The sequence below is a fragment of the Bacillus swezeyi genome, from assembly GCF_030908325.1.
Lineage (GTDB): Bacteria > Bacillota > Bacilli > Bacillales > Bacillaceae > Bacillus > Bacillus swezeyi.
Window position 1 is genome coordinate 4,239,307 of record NZ_CP133085.1, and the last position, 15,255, is coordinate 4,254,561.

Annotated in this window: 14 protein-coding genes; 8 read left to right on the forward strand and 6 right to left on the reverse strand. The window is 45.2% G+C overall.

What is annotated here, in order from left to right; translation table 11 throughout:
• Positions 1-58 precede the first annotated feature (58 nt).
• Positions 59-1,150, reverse strand: coding sequence for a non-hydrolyzing UDP-N-acetylglucosamine 2-epimerase (gene wecB, locus RBH91_RS21225; RefSeq protein WP_076759614.1), 1,092 nt, complete (start codon positions 1,148-1,150; stop codon positions 59-61).
• A 291-nt stretch (positions 1,151-1,441) separates the two neighbouring features.
• Between wecB and RBH91_RS21230 the strand changes: the two genes are divergently transcribed.
• From RBH91_RS21230 to prpB, 6 genes are all read left to right on the forward strand, one after another.
• Positions 1,442-2,431 carry a polysaccharide biosynthesis protein gene (locus RBH91_RS21230; protein WP_307892850.1) on the forward strand — a complete coding sequence of 330 codons (990 nt, stop codon included), beginning with the start codon at positions 1,442-1,444 and terminating at the stop codon, positions 2,429-2,431.
• Positions 2,428-3,276: a dTDP-4-dehydrorhamnose reductase family protein gene (locus RBH91_RS21235; RefSeq protein WP_076759619.1), complete on the forward strand. Its 849-nt coding sequence runs from the start codon at positions 2,428-2,430 to the stop codon at positions 3,274-3,276. Before RBH91_RS21230 ends, RBH91_RS21235 begins: the two co-directional genes overlap by 4 nt.
• A gap of 157 nt (positions 3,277-3,433) precedes the next feature.
• Positions 3,434-4,105: a GntR family transcriptional regulator gene (locus RBH91_RS21240; RefSeq protein ID WP_076759622.1), complete on the forward strand. Its 672-nt coding sequence runs from the start codon at positions 3,434-3,436 to the stop codon at positions 4,103-4,105.
• A 76-nt stretch (positions 4,106-4,181) separates the two neighbouring features.
• Complete coding sequence (gene mmgD / locus RBH91_RS21245; RefSeq protein WP_307892851.1) at positions 4,182-5,297, forward strand: citrate synthase; 1,116 nt, start codon at positions 4,182-4,184, stop codon at positions 5,295-5,297.
• A gap of 28 nt (positions 5,298-5,325) precedes the next feature.
• Positions 5,326-6,765, forward strand: a complete 1,440-nt coding sequence (locus RBH91_RS21250) for a bifunctional 2-methylcitrate dehydratase/aconitate hydratase (protein WP_307892852.1) — start codon at positions 5,326-5,328, stop codon at positions 6,763-6,765.
• Positions 6,766-6,777: 12 nt separating this feature from the next.
• Positions 6,778-7,695 (forward strand): methylisocitrate lyase, encoded by a 918-nt coding sequence (gene prpB / locus RBH91_RS21255; protein WP_307892853.1) that lies wholly within the window; start codon positions 6,778-6,780, stop codon positions 7,693-7,695.
• Positions 7,696-8,110: 415 nt separating this feature from the next.
• On the opposite strand, the gene RBH91_RS21260 is transcribed toward prpB, so the two are convergent.
• From RBH91_RS21260 to RBH91_RS21275, 4 genes are all read right to left on the reverse strand, one after another.
• On the reverse strand, positions 8,111-9,304 hold the full coding sequence (locus RBH91_RS21260) for a chromate transporter (RefSeq protein WP_307892854.1): 1,194 nt from the start codon (positions 9,302-9,304) through the stop codon (positions 8,111-8,113).
• Positions 9,305-9,322: 18 nt separating this feature from the next.
• A complete protein-coding gene (locus RBH91_RS21265; protein WP_076759632.1) occupies positions 9,323-9,631 on the reverse strand; it encodes a PadR family transcriptional regulator in 309 nt (102 codons plus the stop codon).
• Positions 9,632-9,769: 138 nt separating this feature from the next.
• Entirely contained in the window at positions 9,770-11,485 is a 1,716-nt protein-coding gene (locus RBH91_RS21270; protein WP_307892855.1) for an ABC transporter ATP-binding protein, read from the reverse strand.
• Between the two features lie 113 nt (positions 11,486-11,598).
• Positions 11,599-12,258: a rhamnogalacturonan acetylesterase gene (locus tag RBH91_RS21275; protein ID WP_307892856.1), complete on the reverse strand. Its 660-nt coding sequence runs from the start codon at positions 12,256-12,258 to the stop codon at positions 11,599-11,601.
• Positions 12,259-12,581: 323 nt separating this feature from the next.
• Here RBH91_RS21275 and bslB (RBH91_RS21280) point away from each other — a divergent pair, with 323 nt between their 5' ends.
• Positions 12,582-13,154 (forward strand): biofilm surface layer hydrophobin BslB, encoded by a 573-nt coding sequence (gene bslB, locus RBH91_RS21280; protein WP_307892857.1) that lies wholly within the window; start codon positions 12,582-12,584, stop codon positions 13,152-13,154.
• Positions 13,155-13,408: 254 nt separating this feature from the next.
• Entirely contained in the window at positions 13,409-13,882 is a 474-nt protein-coding gene (gene bslB / locus RBH91_RS21285) for a biofilm surface layer hydrophobin BslB (protein ID WP_307892858.1), read from the forward strand.
• 52 nt (positions 13,883-13,934) lie between these two features.
• On the opposite strand, the gene RBH91_RS21290 is transcribed toward bslB (RBH91_RS21285), so the two are convergent.
• Positions 13,935-15,152, reverse strand: coding sequence for a multidrug effflux MFS transporter (locus RBH91_RS21290; RefSeq protein WP_307892859.1), 1,218 nt, complete (start codon positions 15,150-15,152; stop codon positions 13,935-13,937).
• Positions 15,153-15,255 lie beyond the last annotated feature (103 nt).

Genomic DNA, 15,255 nt, shown 5'->3' on the forward strand with positions numbered 1-15,255 from the left:
AAGTCTATACCAGAACTAGGAGGCTTCCACTCACGATTTGAATGCTATACTCAATAGGTCAAACATGTCTCAAACCGCCCAAAATAAAATGAACAATTTTGTCCGAGACGTTCGGGTCTGCATATCCTTCCGGCAGCTCCCAATCGGTTTTGGCCTGCATCATCAGCTCTGCTGCCTTCACGATGCGCTCTGCTTCAAGTCCTGATACCACATTGCTTCCGCACATCACCGTTTCCGGCCTTTCAGTGCTGTTTCTTATCGTAACTGAAGGAACTCTTAGTATACAGCTTTCTTCCTGAACCGTTCCGCTGTCCGTTATGACACATTTTGCATGCTGCTGCAGCCGGATAAAATCAAAAAAACCAAATGGTTCACAAAATTTCAGCAACGTCTCGTCGTTTTGAATGCCGAACTTCTGCAAACGATCTCTTGTTCTTGGATGAACACTGCATATAATTGGCATTTGATACGTATTGGCCAGCGATTTCAGCGCTGCCACAATATGCTGCAGCCTTTCCTTTACATCTACGTTTTCAGCCCGGTGCGCCGTTACCAATATAAACGATTGACTCTTGACATTTAACGTATCGAGTACATTCCTTTTTGAAATGTCTTCACTGAAATGATTCATCACTTCATAAATCGGATTTCCTGAAACCCATATTCTTTGCGGATGCATGCCTTCCCTTTCTAAGTTTTCTTTGGCGATGTTTGTATAAGGCAAATTAAATGATGCAATTGAATCGATCACCCTCCGATTGATCTCCTCCGGAACCGAGTTGTCAAAACAGCGATTGCCGGCCTCCATATGATACACGGGAATTCCGTATCTTTCGCCGATAAAAGCGCACAGCGCACTATTCGTATCGCCGAGCACCAGCAATTTATCGGGCTTGAGCTTCAATATCAGTTTCTCGACCTCTGTAAATATTTCGCCAATCTGTGCGCCGATTGAATAACGGGACAGTTTAATATGATAGTCTGGCATCCTCACATTTAATTGCTCAAAAAAAATTTCACTTAGTTTTTCATCATAGTTTTGACCAGTATGAACCAATATATGCTGATCTGCAAATTGATCAAGCTTGCGGATGATCAAACTTAAGCGGATGATCTCCGGCCTGGTTCCGATAATCGTCATGATCTTCATCATCTTACTCCTTTTTAGCCTCAGGATAGATTGAACACACAGACACAGCCGTCGGTTAAAATCTCCGCTAGGGCCCTATTTGCCTGAAAATCTATATATATATATTCAATTGATGAAAAAGGTGTGCCATTTAATAGGCAGACTATGCGCTATAAGTCTGCATGCAATATCCAAGTATGCCTTATTCCTTTCAAATCAGGCGGTTCTATCACACAAATTTTTCAAAAAATCATATACATTTATATGCTAGTTTAAACAGTCTATCAAACGATCTGTTTTAGGAGGAGAAGTATGTTTAAAAACACCCGAATACTGCTTACCGGAGGCACTGGTTCATGGGGGATGGAACTGACTAAAAAATTACTGTTATATAAACCGAAAGAGATCAGGATTTTTTCAAGAAATGAATTCACGCAAATCAGCATGCAGCGGGAGTTCAATCACCACCCTTCATTAAAATTTATGATCGGCGATGTAAGAGACTATCTTTCCTTGGGGACAGCCTGCAAAGATGTTGATTATATCTTCCATCTCGCAGCATTAAAACATGTTCCAATCTGCGAGGATCAGCCTGAAGAAGCATTGAAAACAAATGTCATCGGCACGCAAAATGTCATTCGTGCAGCCATCGCCAACAAAGTAAAAAAAGTCATTGATGTATCAACTGATAAAGCGGCTGATCCCGTCAACTTTTACGGAATGACCAAATCACTCGGTGAAAGATTAATGATCCGCGCCAATGATTATAGCGCCGACACAGATTTTGTATGCATCAGAGGCGGAAATGTTTTAGGAACAAACGGAAGCGTCGTGCCGCTCTTCAAAGACCTCATTATAAAGGGGCAGGCCCTTACCCTGACCTCAAAAGAGATGACAAGATTTTTCCTTACAGTCGGCGAAGCGATTGATTTGCTGCTCAAGGCTTCCAAAGAAGCCATAGGGGGAGAAATCTTTGTCATGAAAATGAAGGCTTGCAATATACTGGACCTTGCGGAAGTTTTGATAGAGGAGCTGGCTTCAAGTCCCGTCGGAATAAAAGAAATAGGTATTCGTCCTGGTGAGAAGCTTCATGAAATACTCGTTTCTAATCATGAGGCTCCGTTTACTTACCTTTATGATTCCCAATATTATGTGATCTTGCCTTCCCATCCATCAGAAAAGCTGATTCATCACTATCAGAAATTCACAAAAGCAGACTTTCAGCAGTTCCAATCAAATGATCTGCTTATGTCCAAAGCTGAAATCGCAGAAATGTTGAAGGAAGGAGGTTTTCTTCAGTGAAGCTGTTGATTTTAGGCGGAAATGGAATGGCCGGCCATGTACTGAAAGAATATTTTTCTGCCAAAAAACAATATGAAGTATTTTGGACACAGCGGCAATCATTGCCGAATGATTTAAATTGTTTCTTTCTCGATGCTACAAACACGGATGAATTAAAAAAACTGCTGGAAAAGGTAAAACCTGATGCCGTGATTAATGCAACAGGCATATTAAATGATGCCGCACGTCAGCGTATGCTCGAAGCGATTCATGTCAACAGCATCCTGCCGCATCTCTTGTCTGAGATGAGCAGCACCTATCACTATGATCTGATTCATATCAGCACCGATTGCGTTTTTTCAGGTTCAAAAGGAAAATATTCCGAAACAGATGTGAAAGACGGAAGTTCAGTATATGCGCAAACAAAGAGTTTAGGTGAGGTGACAGACGGTAAAAACTTAACGATCAGGACATCCATTATCGGACCCGAGCTGAAAGACGGCATCGGTTTGTTCCATTGGTTTATGAAGCAAACGGAAATCATATACGGCTATAAAAACGTGTTCTGGAACGGACTGACGACCCTCGAACTGGCAAAAGCGATTGAGCAGCTCCTGACCTCAAAATTAAGCGGGTTGGTCCACTTGACCGGAAATCGGTCCATCTCCAAATATGAACTGCTCCACTTATTAAATAAAACCTTTTCCAGGGGAATTACGATTATTCCCGATCATCGCACCCAATCTGATAAAAGCCTGGTCATGACAAGGGAGGATGTACCTTATCAGCCTGCCGGCTATGAACAGATGATCGAAGAACTAAAACAGTGGATCAATGATCGGCCTCATTTATATCAATACGATTGAACAAGGAAAAACAAACATCAACAATCTCTTATCTAAGAGACGATGTTTGTTTTTTTGATGCTGTCACCCCGGAAATCGGCATGGATGACATTGACATATCTGTATCATTGTATACAATTATATTTATATTCTGAAAAAGGAGGCGAGAACACCTTTCATGCACTCTTCAAATCCAGTCAAAAGACAGTCTGCAAGTGATTATGCTTACAATGAACTAAGAAGCAAAATCATTGAACTCGAATACCCGCCCTCTGAGCAGCTTGCCGAGGACAGTCTTGCAAAGGATTTAGAAATCAGCCGAACTCCGCTGCGCCAGGCACTTTACCGGCTGGAGCTTGAAGGATTGGTCAATAAACAGCCTAATGGCCGGCTTCGCGTCTGTCCGATTTCGCCTGATGAAGCGAAAGAAGTTTTTAAAGTTCGCGAAGCACTTGAAGGGCTCCTCACCGCCGAAGCCGCACAGCTTATGACAACAGAGCGCCTTCACCAGCTTGAAGACAGAATCGAATTAATGAAGATGGCTGCCGCAAAGGATCGCAAGGCAGATACGGTCAAATACGGGTCTGAATTTCATTCGATTTTGCACGCCATCAGTACAAATGCAACTGCAAAACGTTTTCTTGAACAGCTTGAAAGCAGGATTGAACGATATCGGAGAATCAGCGGATACAAAAATCCTCATTACAAACCGTCCGTATCCTTACATGAACATTTGGACATTTTCGATGCCGTGAAAGAAAGAAACAGCAGTTTGGCAGAAGCAGCCATGCGTTCTCATATCAGACGCAGTTTACGTTCCATTGAAGAAACGCTCGAACGTTTATACTAACCCTCCGAAAAGCCGACGCCAATTTCACATCACGTATTTGCACACACATGCCAAATAACGAATATGGGGTGGAAAAATGGGCAAACAAGGTGTATTTAAACCCGGATTGGAAGGCGTCATCGCAGGAGAAACAAAAATTTCCTACCTGGATACCGAAGCGGAAGAAATCGTCATCAAAGGCTATGATCTGATCGAGCTTGCGGAACAAAAAACATATCTAAACCTCGTCTACCTTCTCCTGCATGATAAGTTGCCTGATCAGATGGAACTAAAAGAAATTGAAAGCGCTTTAAAGAATGTCTATGAACTTCCTAAAGGAATCTACACCATTCTGTCATCACTTCCGCAGGATACTCACCCAATGGATGCACTCAGAACAGGAATTTCAGCTTTATCCGGATATGATCCGGAACTGGATGACCGGTCTAGAACAGCAAATACGGCCAAAGCATTGCGTTTAATCGCACAGGTTCCGAATATTACTGCAAACAGCTACCGCATCTTGCATCAGCAGAAAACCATAATGCCTGATCAACAATTGTCCTACAGCCAGAATTTTCTATACATGCTGACGGGAAAAGAGCCGAGCGAACAAGAAACGGCTGTCTTTGATCAAACATTAATGCTCTACAGCGAGCACGAAATGCCGAACTCCACTTTTGCCGCCAGAGTCATCGCCTCGACAAACTCAGATATATACGGAGCGTTCACAGGCGCCGCAGCTTCTCTAAAAGGAAATTTACACGGCGGCGCTAATGAAGCAGTCATGTACATGCTGCTGGAAGGTGAAACAAAATTGGGCTTCATTAAACTGATCAAGCAAAAGTTAAACAAAAAAGAAAAGATTATGGGCTTTGGACACCGCGTATACATGAGAAAAATGGACCCGCGCGCCGCTCTATTGAAAAAAGCGCTCTTTTCGCTGGCTCACAAATTCGGAAGGCAGGATTTATTTGAAATGTGCGATGAAGGCGAAAAACTGATGCGTGAAGAAAAGGGACTTTATCCAAACCTTGATTATTACGCGGCTCCCGTCTATTATCTGCTCGGCATTCCGATCGATCTCTATACGCCGATATTCTTTGCGGCCCGCTCTATCGGCTTAAGTGCGCACGTCATTGAACAGCATGCGGACAATCGGCTGTTCCGTCCGCGGGTTCACTATACTGGACCGCGTCATCTTCATCCATAATTTAGATTGATCAAGAAAGGGTGATTTCATGAAAACGAAGATAACAGAAGCACAAATCTGTGATCAATTGCTTGAAGAAATTGCAGACTATACGGTCAATGCCGCCATTTCAAGCGAAGAAGCCATTGAGACGGCGCGCTATGTCTTAATGGATACACTCGGCTGCGGAATATTGGCGCTCAAGTTTCCCGAGTGCACAAAACATCTCGGCCCGATTGTGCCGGGAACAGTCGTCCCAAACGGAACCCGCGTTCCGGGCACACAGTTTGAACTTGATCCAGTGCAGGGTGCGTTCAATATCGGCTGTATGATACGCTGGCTCGATTATAATGACACATGGCTGGCGGCCGAATGGGGCCACCCGTCAGATAACTTGGGAGCCATTTTAGCCTGCACCGACTATATCAGCAGACAGCGGCTGGCAGCAGGCAAAGAACCGCTCACCATAAACGACGTGCTCACGGCGATTGTAAAAGCCCATGAGATTCAAGGCATCCTCGCTCTCAACAACAGTCTGAACAGAAACGGCCTTGACCACGTGCTATTTGTAAAAGTCGCCTCAGCGGCTGTCGCATGCTCGCTTTTAGGGGGCACAAAACAAGATGTCATCAATGCCGTTTCACAAGCTTGGGTTGATAATTCCAGCCTGCGGACCTATCGGCACGCGCCGAATACCGGATCGCGGAAGTCATGGGCCGCCGGTGATGCGACCAGCCGCGGCGTAAGGCTTGCTCTCATGACCCTAAAAGGCGAAATGGGCTACAAAACGGCATTGTCCGCTCCAATGTGGGGATTTCAAGATGTATTATTCGGCGGAAAAGAACTGACGCTTGCCAGGCCGCTCGGCTCTTATGTGATCGAAAATGTCCTCTTTAAAATTTCGTACCCGGCGGAATTTCATGCCCAAACGGCGGCTGAAGCGGCGATCCAGCTTCATAGCCAAGTGAAAGACAGACTTGATGAAATTGACCAAATCGTCATAACGACTCACGAATCAGCCATACGAATTATCGACAAAACTGGAAGCTTACACAATCCGGCTGACCGTGACCACTGCCTCCAATATATAACGGCCATCGGTCTCATTTACGGAGACATCACGGCTGACCATTATGAAGATGAAACAGCGCAAAATCCGGAGATCGACCGGCTCCGCGCGAAAATGACAACGGTAGAAAACAAACAATACTCTGCCGATTACCTCGACCCGGAAAAACGGTCTATCGCAAATGCCGTTCAAGTTTTTTATAAAGACGGCACACATTCGGAAAAAGTCGCGATCGAGTATCCGCTCGGCCATCGGCGCCGCCGAAATGAAGGCATTCCGCTGCTCAAGGAAAAATTGATAGCCAATTTGAAAACCCGCTTCCCGGCTGGCCAGGCGGAACAAATCAACGCTTTGCTCAATGATCCGCACAAATTAAAAGACACATCTGTCCCAGATTTTATGGAATTGTTTGTGATCTAGGAGGTTTTTAGCATGTGGATAGTTTCAAAACAAGCGAGCCAGGAGGAACTGGCTGAAGCGTTCAGAAGGCTTATGAAAGCGCCGGATATTTTAAAAATCCCCGGGGTTCACGACGGAATGGCGGCGATAACCGCTAAGAATACCGGCTTTAAAGCCCTCTATCTTTCAGGAGCAGCTTATACGGCAAGCCGGGGAATGCCGGACCTCGGGATGATCCACTCACAAGAGATGGCGGAAAAAGCCCGCGAACTAGTCAGAGCCGCAAACCTCCCGCTTTTGGTTGATATTGACACTGGCTATGGCGGAGTGTTGAATGCAGCTCGTACAGCCGCAGAAATGATGGAGAGCAGAGTCGCAGCCGTCCAAATCGAAGATCAGCAGCTGCCAAAAAAATGCGGACACTTAAACGGAAAAACACTGATTTCCGCAGAAGACATGATAGCAAAAATCAAAGCGATTAAAGAAACCGCTCCTTCACTCGTGATCGTGGCCCGTACGGATGCAAAGGCTGTTGAAGGAACTGAAGCCGCGGTCAGACGGGCCAATCTGTACGCTGATGCAGGGGCTGACGCGATTTTTCCGGAAGCATTGACAAGTGCGGCCGAATTTCAAGAAATAGCTTCAGCCATAAAGGCTCCTCTGCTGGCCAATATGACGGAATTCGGAAAAACGCCTTATTATACAGCAGAAGAATTTCAGCTGCTCGGATGCGGCATGGTGATTTATCCGGTCACTTCCATGAGGGCTGCTGCAAAAGCGTATGAACGGGTCTTTGCGGAAATTTATGAAAAAGGCACGCAAAAAGACGTACTGCAGGATATGCAGACACGTGAGGAGCTATATGATGCTATCCATTACTATGACTATGAAAAAATGGATGAAAACATTGCCAAAACCATACTGCCCGAGATCGGAAAAGAAAAACGCTGAAATGGTCGGCTGATATGCCGACAGACCGCGGAGGTGTATGTCAGGCAAGTTAAAAAAGGCTGTCGATCTCTATCGGCAGCCTTTCAGATTGTTGACAAAATCCTAAAACGGTTTAAAGTTTTAGGATTTTGTCATCCTTTCAGCGTGATTGAAAACCTTTGCAGTCTAGGAAGGCCGAGCATCGGGCTTTCACAGGACGTGATGACGACGGTGTTCGGACAGGACGTCCGCGCACTTAACCGTCGTTCCTTACTTTTAGATGTGATGACGGCGGCGTTCAGGCAGGACGCCTGAGCGATTAGCCGCCGTTCCTTCCTTGATTCGTGAGCACCGACGCGCAGGCCTGAGAACGAATGCGAGGGTTTGTCGACACGCTGAAAGGCTGTCGATCTCTATCGGCAGCCTTTTTGTAACCCTAAACCAGTGTCATCAAAGCGCCTCCTGCAGCACCGGCAGCAACGACTATCCAAGGCGGGAGCTTCCAGTAGGCAAGCAGGCTGAATAAAACGGCTGCAAACGCAAAATCAAGCGGCGCCAGGATGGAACTGGTCCAGATCGGATGATAAAACGCCGAAATCAGTATTCCTACAACAGCTGCGTTCACTCCCATTAAAGCCCCTTTTACTTTCGGATTTCGGCGCAGTGTATCCCAAAAAGGCAGCGTTCCCAAGATGAGAAGGAATGCCGGCAGAAAGATCGCAGCTGTTGCAAGCAGTCCGCCTTGCCAGCCATTGATGACCGCACCGAGATATGAAGCAAATGTAAACAATGGGCCCGGAACAGCCTGGGCCGCACCATAACCGGCTAAAAACGCTTCTTCACTTAACCAACCAGCCGGAACAAATTCACGATCCAATAAAGGCAATACAACATGGCCGCCGCCGAAGACGAGCGAACCCGATCTGTAGAAACTGTCAAACATCGCAATCCAGCTGATGGATGTCATTTCCCTTAAAACCGGCAGAAGAATAAGCAGTCCGAAAAATAAGCTCAGACAAACCGCTGCGAACCGCCGGGATACGGGAAACTTCATCACAGAATCGTTCGTTTCTTTCTGCTCTTTATAGAAGAGATAGCCGGCGAATGCAGCAAGCAGGATGACGCCGACCTGGGTAAATGCTGTCTGCCAAAGCAGTGTAGTGACAAGCGCAAACAAAGCAATCGCCTTTCGTTTTAAATCAGGCGTCAGCTTTTGCGCCATGCCGAGGATCGCCTGTGCGACTACGGCAACGGCAACGATTTTTAACCCATGGATCCAGCCGGCGCTTCCGATATCAGTCCCCTGAAGGATCAAGGCAAATAAAACCAATGCGATCACAGACGGCAGCGTAAATCCGATAAACGCCAATATTCCGCCGAGAACGCCGGCACGCATGACACCGATTCCGATCCCAACCTGGCTGCTGGCCGGACCGGGCAAAAACTGGCATAAAGCGACCAGATCGGCATAGTTTTTTTCGTCCAGCCAATTTCTTTTACGGATATACTCTGCGTGGAAATATCCTAAGTGAGCAATCGGTCCTCCAAAAGACGTCAATCCAAGTCTTGTTGAAACAAAGAGGATTTCAATCAGCGTCTTCAAGCTTCTGTCCGCTTTATGCTTTGTCATTTTCCCACTCCTTTTTGGCTATTCTTTAATTTCCTTAAACAGTTCATATGCTTTCAATCTTGCGTCCTTTAGTACGCTGATTCCTTTTTCCGTAGCAGAATAATACTTTCTGATTTTCCCGTCCACATTTCGTTCTTCTTTTTTGAGCAGTCCGTCAGACTCCATGGAATGAAGTATCGGATACAATGTGCCCGCACTGATGTTATATCCGTGTTCCTTTAATTCCTCGAGCATCCACAATCCGAAAATCGGATGTTCACTGGCATGGTGCAGAATATGAATCTGAATGAAGCCGAGGAATAGTTTTCGCAATACTTTATCTTCCAATACAGAACCCCCCTTTATCGAAAATCAATATCGGATTTCGATATTGAATATATAACGGAAGTTTAACACCTCACATCCCCCTTTTTCAAGGTCTTTTGAACGAAAAAGCAAGCCTAAACATAGGCTTGCCCGTTTTTTTCATGACTGATATTGAACCCGGTGAAGGCTGGCGAATACCCCGCCCTTTTCCACCAATTCATCGTGTGATCCTTCTTCTGCGATTCCGTCTTCCGTTACGACTACAATCCTGTCGGCGTTGCGGATGGTGGCAAGCCTGTGGGCGATGACGAGCGTTGTCCTGTCTTTTGCGAGCTCGGTCAAAGCGTTTTGAATGATTTGTTCCGTCTCTGTATCAAGAGCAGACGTAGCTTCATCCAAAATGAGGATCGGCGGGTTTTTCAGAAACATCCGGGCGATCGCGATCCGCTGTTTTTGACCGCCCGACAGCTTCAGTCCTCTCTCACCGACCTGGGTTTCATAGCCGTCCGGAAGCGACTCAATAAGCTGTTCCAAATGCGCCATCTTAGCTGCCTGTTTAATTTCTTCATCTGTTGCATCCAATTGTCCGTAGGCAATGTTTTCACGAAGAGTACCTGTAAATAGAAACACATCCTGCTGAACTATGCCGATTTGCGAACGTAGAGACCGCTTTGTCATGTCACGGATATCGATTCCATCAATCGTAATCGATCCGCCGTCTACATCATAGAAGCGCGGAATCAGCGAGCTGATCGTCGTTTTGCCCGCTCCTGACGGTCCTACAAATGCAACCGTCTCACCTGATCTGATCGATAAATCAATTCCTGAAAGGACAGGTTTATGCTCTTCATAGCCAAATGTCACATTGCGGAAGACAATGTGTCCTTCTAAAGCGGGAACATCAACAGCATCCTCGCGGTCAACAATCTGCGGCTTTGTATCGATTAATTCCGTAAACCGCTTGAACCCGGCCATTCCTTTCGGATAAAGCTCCAAAATCGCGCTGATTTTATCGATCGGCTTAAACAAAACATTGACATAAAGAACAAATCCTACAAATTCGCCATATGACATGTTCCCGGAAAAACTGAGCCACGCTCCGAACACAAGGACTGAAAGAATCATCAGCCGAGTCATTAAAAATGTCCCTGCTGTCGTCAGCGCCATTGTTTTATACCCTTTGAGTTTCGCGTTGCGGAATTTTTGATTATTTTTCAAAAAACGGGAAATCTCAAAGTGTTCGTTGGTGAACGATTGAACGACACGAACGCCTGATACGCTGTCCTCAACCCTGGCGTTGACATCTGCAATCTCACTATACATCTCTCTCCAGGCACGGTTCATTCTGATGTTTGAATAAGTGATCAAAATAATCAGCAGCGGAACAAACAAAATGGCGACCAGTGCAAGTTTTACGTTAATCGTCAACATGATCCAGAATGCTCCAAAAAAGGTCATAACCGCAATAAATAAATCTTCCGGTCCGTGATGGGCCAGCTCTCCGATGTCAAACAGATCGTTTGTGATGCGGCTGATAATATGCCCTGTTTTCGTATTATCAAAGTAGCGGAACGATTGGCGCTGCACATGTTGAAAGAGCTCCTGGCGCATGTCTGTTTCTATGTTAATCCCCAGCTGATGCCCAAGGTAATTGACGATGTACTGGAGACCGGTGCTGAGCAGATAGATCAACAGCAGCCCGAGGCTGACCCAGACGATTTCAAACCAGTCTCCCCCCGGAATCAGTGTATCGATGAACCACTGAACAACTAAAGGAAACGCGAGTTCTAGAACTGCGACGATGATCGCACTGCTGAAATCAATCAAGAACAGCCGTTTATGCGGCTTATAGTATGAAAAAAAGCGGCGTATCATGTTATGATGTGCACTCCTTTTTAAAATCTTTATGAAATAGATCGTATCACAGTTTAAAGGTCGAAGTGCAAAATTTTGAAAAATAATTGAAAATTATTCTCAAGTACACTGCCTCATAAAAGAAGCCCGGCTTCTCGCGCCCCCCGCGCCACAAGCTTCGCGATTTCCCCTGCCCCATATTCGCAAAAGTGTGTATTATCCTCGGCGCCGTCTGGATAGTTGGGATGCTCTCCCGGTTCAAGCCACAAAAACAGCTTTTTGGACGCTTCAGGCCCCAAGGATTGCAGCAATCGTCCGCTTTTTAAAGTGAGATCAATCAGCGGGACCTGAAGTTCCGCCGCCAGCTGCCTCATGGCATCAGGGTAGTCGCCATGTGTATGTTTGAGGCGGCCTTGAGTGTCAAACGATCTTCTCTGTACCGGTGTGATCAGGGCTGGAATCGCTTTTTTCAGCCGCGCTGAATCTACATAACGATGCAAATATTGCTGGAATGTTCCATAAGGCTCTGTACGGCGCTCATCCGGTTTTTGGTCGTTATGTCCAAACTGGATAAACAAATAGTCGCCGCGTTGAATTTGTTTCAAGATCCGCTCGAGCCTTCCTTCTTCAATAAAACTCTTTGAACTTCTCCCTGATGCCGCTTCATTGCGGACTACCATGTCCGTCTTCAAACATTTTCCAATCCGTTGACCCCATCCTGCACGCGGCGCCGCTGATGCACCATAATCGGAAACGGTTGAATCGCCGGCCAAAAATAACTGAATGTCTTTCATTGCCCATCCCCCTTTTCTTTTTTACTATATTAGAATGTATATCAACAAACGGCAACAAAATATACACAATTATCCAGTTTGTTCTTTATACGATTCTTTTTTATAAAAAAACGCTCTCAATTAACTGAAAACTATTAATTAACCCTGAATATTTTAAATTTTTTTTAGAAATTTAACTAAAAATATTTACTTGCATGGTAAAAGATGATAGATTAATTACACAAGAAAAGGAATTTAGTAGATCGCGATCGTATTTCTACCTTTTCTTGAATATTTTAGGACGTCCTCTAACTTTAAAATTGCCATTTAGGAGGAACATTTTGATGTTTAAACGGAAATTCATTCGCAAACTCAGTGTTGGTTTATTAACTTCAGCAGCATTGTTTTCATTTATCCTTCCTACCTCTGGAGCAAGCGCTCAGGAAGTGAATACAAAACACTTTAGAGGTCCGATCTTTTGTCCGCCGCCTCATTGGCCGAAAAAGCCGCAGCCTAAGCCGCCGCAAGAGCCGCAGCCGGATGATCCGACCAAGCAGCCGGTGCTTGAGGCCAAAACGATTAACAGCAATAAAGAGTGGACGACTTCTGATATCGAAATCACTTATAAACCGAATACATTTGTCGGCTCCAGCTATGTTGAATTTCATTTCCCTTACCGTTTTCATGCAAGCACAAGGGATACACTAAATGGTAAAGCACTTGAATATACGCAAATTTTAAATGACGGACAAACTGTCAGAGTTCCCGTCTATGCTTTGAGCTCCTCTGAATTCAAACTAGTGATGATTAGGAAAACGCTTCCGAACGCAGGAACGCACAGAATTACTGCCGAACTTCATCAAAATGGAAAAAACATTAATCATGCCGAGACAACTTTGGAGATTGTCCCTCGTTAAATAACATTCAGCCTGCCGGCAAAGGGAAGAGTCCCTTGCCGGCGGCTGTAAAAACAATGATTTCCCCGACAATTCAATCTCATTTATTGCATTATTTAAAAATTTCTTGAATGTTTCATCGAAAATATTTACTTCTATGGTAAGTAGTGATAGATTAAATGGGCAGGAAAAGGAATTTAGTAGATGACAATCTTATTTTTTCCTTTTTCGATCTTATTCTCTATTAAAACTTGTCATTTGGAAGGAGTATGTTTATGTTTAAACGGAAATTCGTTGGCAAATTAGGTGTCGGCCTATTATCTTCAGCAGCTCTGTTTTCATTTATTCTTCCGGCACAAGAAGCTAGCGCAACCTTTTTTAGAAGCGCCCCGACGCTTCATGTCGAAACAGTTGACAGCAATAAAGAATGGACAACCTCTGACATTGAAGTCACTTACAAACCAAACTCTTTTGTTGGCTCCAGCTATGTTGAATTTAACTTCCCATACCGCTTTCATGCGAATACACGAGATTCGCTAAACGGCAGAACATTGAATTATACACAAATTCTGAATGACGGACAAACTGTCAGAGTTCCTGTCTATGCATTCAGTTCTTCTCAGTTTAAGCTTGTGATGGTTAGGAAAACGCTTCCGAATGCAGGGACGCACAAAATTACCGCGGAATTGCAAAAATTCGGCAGAAACTATAATCACGCGGAAACTACTGTAGAGATCGTTCCCCGTTAGTCATTATTTAAAAAATTTGAGCTTGCCGGCAGCTTTGTCCGGCAAGCTTTTTTTATTTTCTGATCAGCACCTTAAAACAGGTTAACGCACTGATACTGCAAAATACAATCACAACGGCCATCGGTAAAGCGGTATGACTTCCTGCGATGCCTACGAGCGGCGCCGCGGCAGCGCCTAGAATAAACGTCAGCAGTCCCAAAAGCGCAGAGGCGCTCCCAGCTGATTTTCCCTGGCTCTGCATAGCTAAGGAACCGCTGGACGTCGTCACGATCCCAATGCAGGCCACCACGATAAACAGCGGAACTAAAACAAAAATCAACGACGCTTTTAAGAGGACGGATATCAATAAAACCACGCTGGCGGTCAAAGAAATCAACAACCCGCATTTCAATAAGGCTGTCTCACCGAACCGTCCAGCCAGCCGTCCTGTGATCTGGGCAGCGATGATAATCCCTAAGCCGTTTGCCGCAAAACAAAAACTGAAAGCTTGAGCCGATAATCCGTAAATGTCTTGCAAAACAAATGGAGAGGCTGATATATAGCCGAACATTCCCGCTACAATCAACCCCTGAGCTAAAGCGTACCCCATAAAAGTCCGCTGGCCGAATAGCTTTCCAAATGATACGAACGTTTCTTTGAAACCGCCCTTCGTACGATTTTCCGGAGAAAGCGACTCTTTAATTCCAAATATGACAGACAGAATAATGATGATGCCAAAAAGCCCAATAATTAAAAAAACGCCGTTCCAAGTCGTAACCTTCATAAGCTGTCCGCCTGCTACCGGAGATAAGATAGGCGCAATCCCATTTACCAGCATCAGCAGCGAGAAAAATTTCGTCAACTCTGTGCCTGAATATAAATCGCGGGCAATCGCACGGGATATCACGATGCCCCCCGCTCCCGCCGCGCCTTGAATAAACCGCATGGCGATCAATACCCACACAGATGAAGCCAATGCACATAAAAAAGATGCCGCGGCAAAAACAGCCAATGAAACAATCAGCGGCATCCTTCTGCCCGATACATCGCTAAAAGGACCGACGACAATTTGTCCGATTGCCAGACCCAATAAACAGGATGTTAAACTCAGCTGGACGACGGACGCATTCGTATGTAAATCCGCCGCCATCTGCGGAAGCCCCGGCAGATACAAATCGATCACAACCGGCCCGATTCCGGATAAAATGCCCAATATGACAGCGATCCACACTTTGTTCGGCTGCGCTTTCGCCTGAACCGCAATATCTGGCTGATTGTTTATGATATTCATTGGATCACTCCTCCATATTTAACATTTTCGCAGATTTTCTTTAAACGCCTGATCACCTTCAGTGTATTGTATACCCTATTTCATGGTTCTGACAATTAAAAAA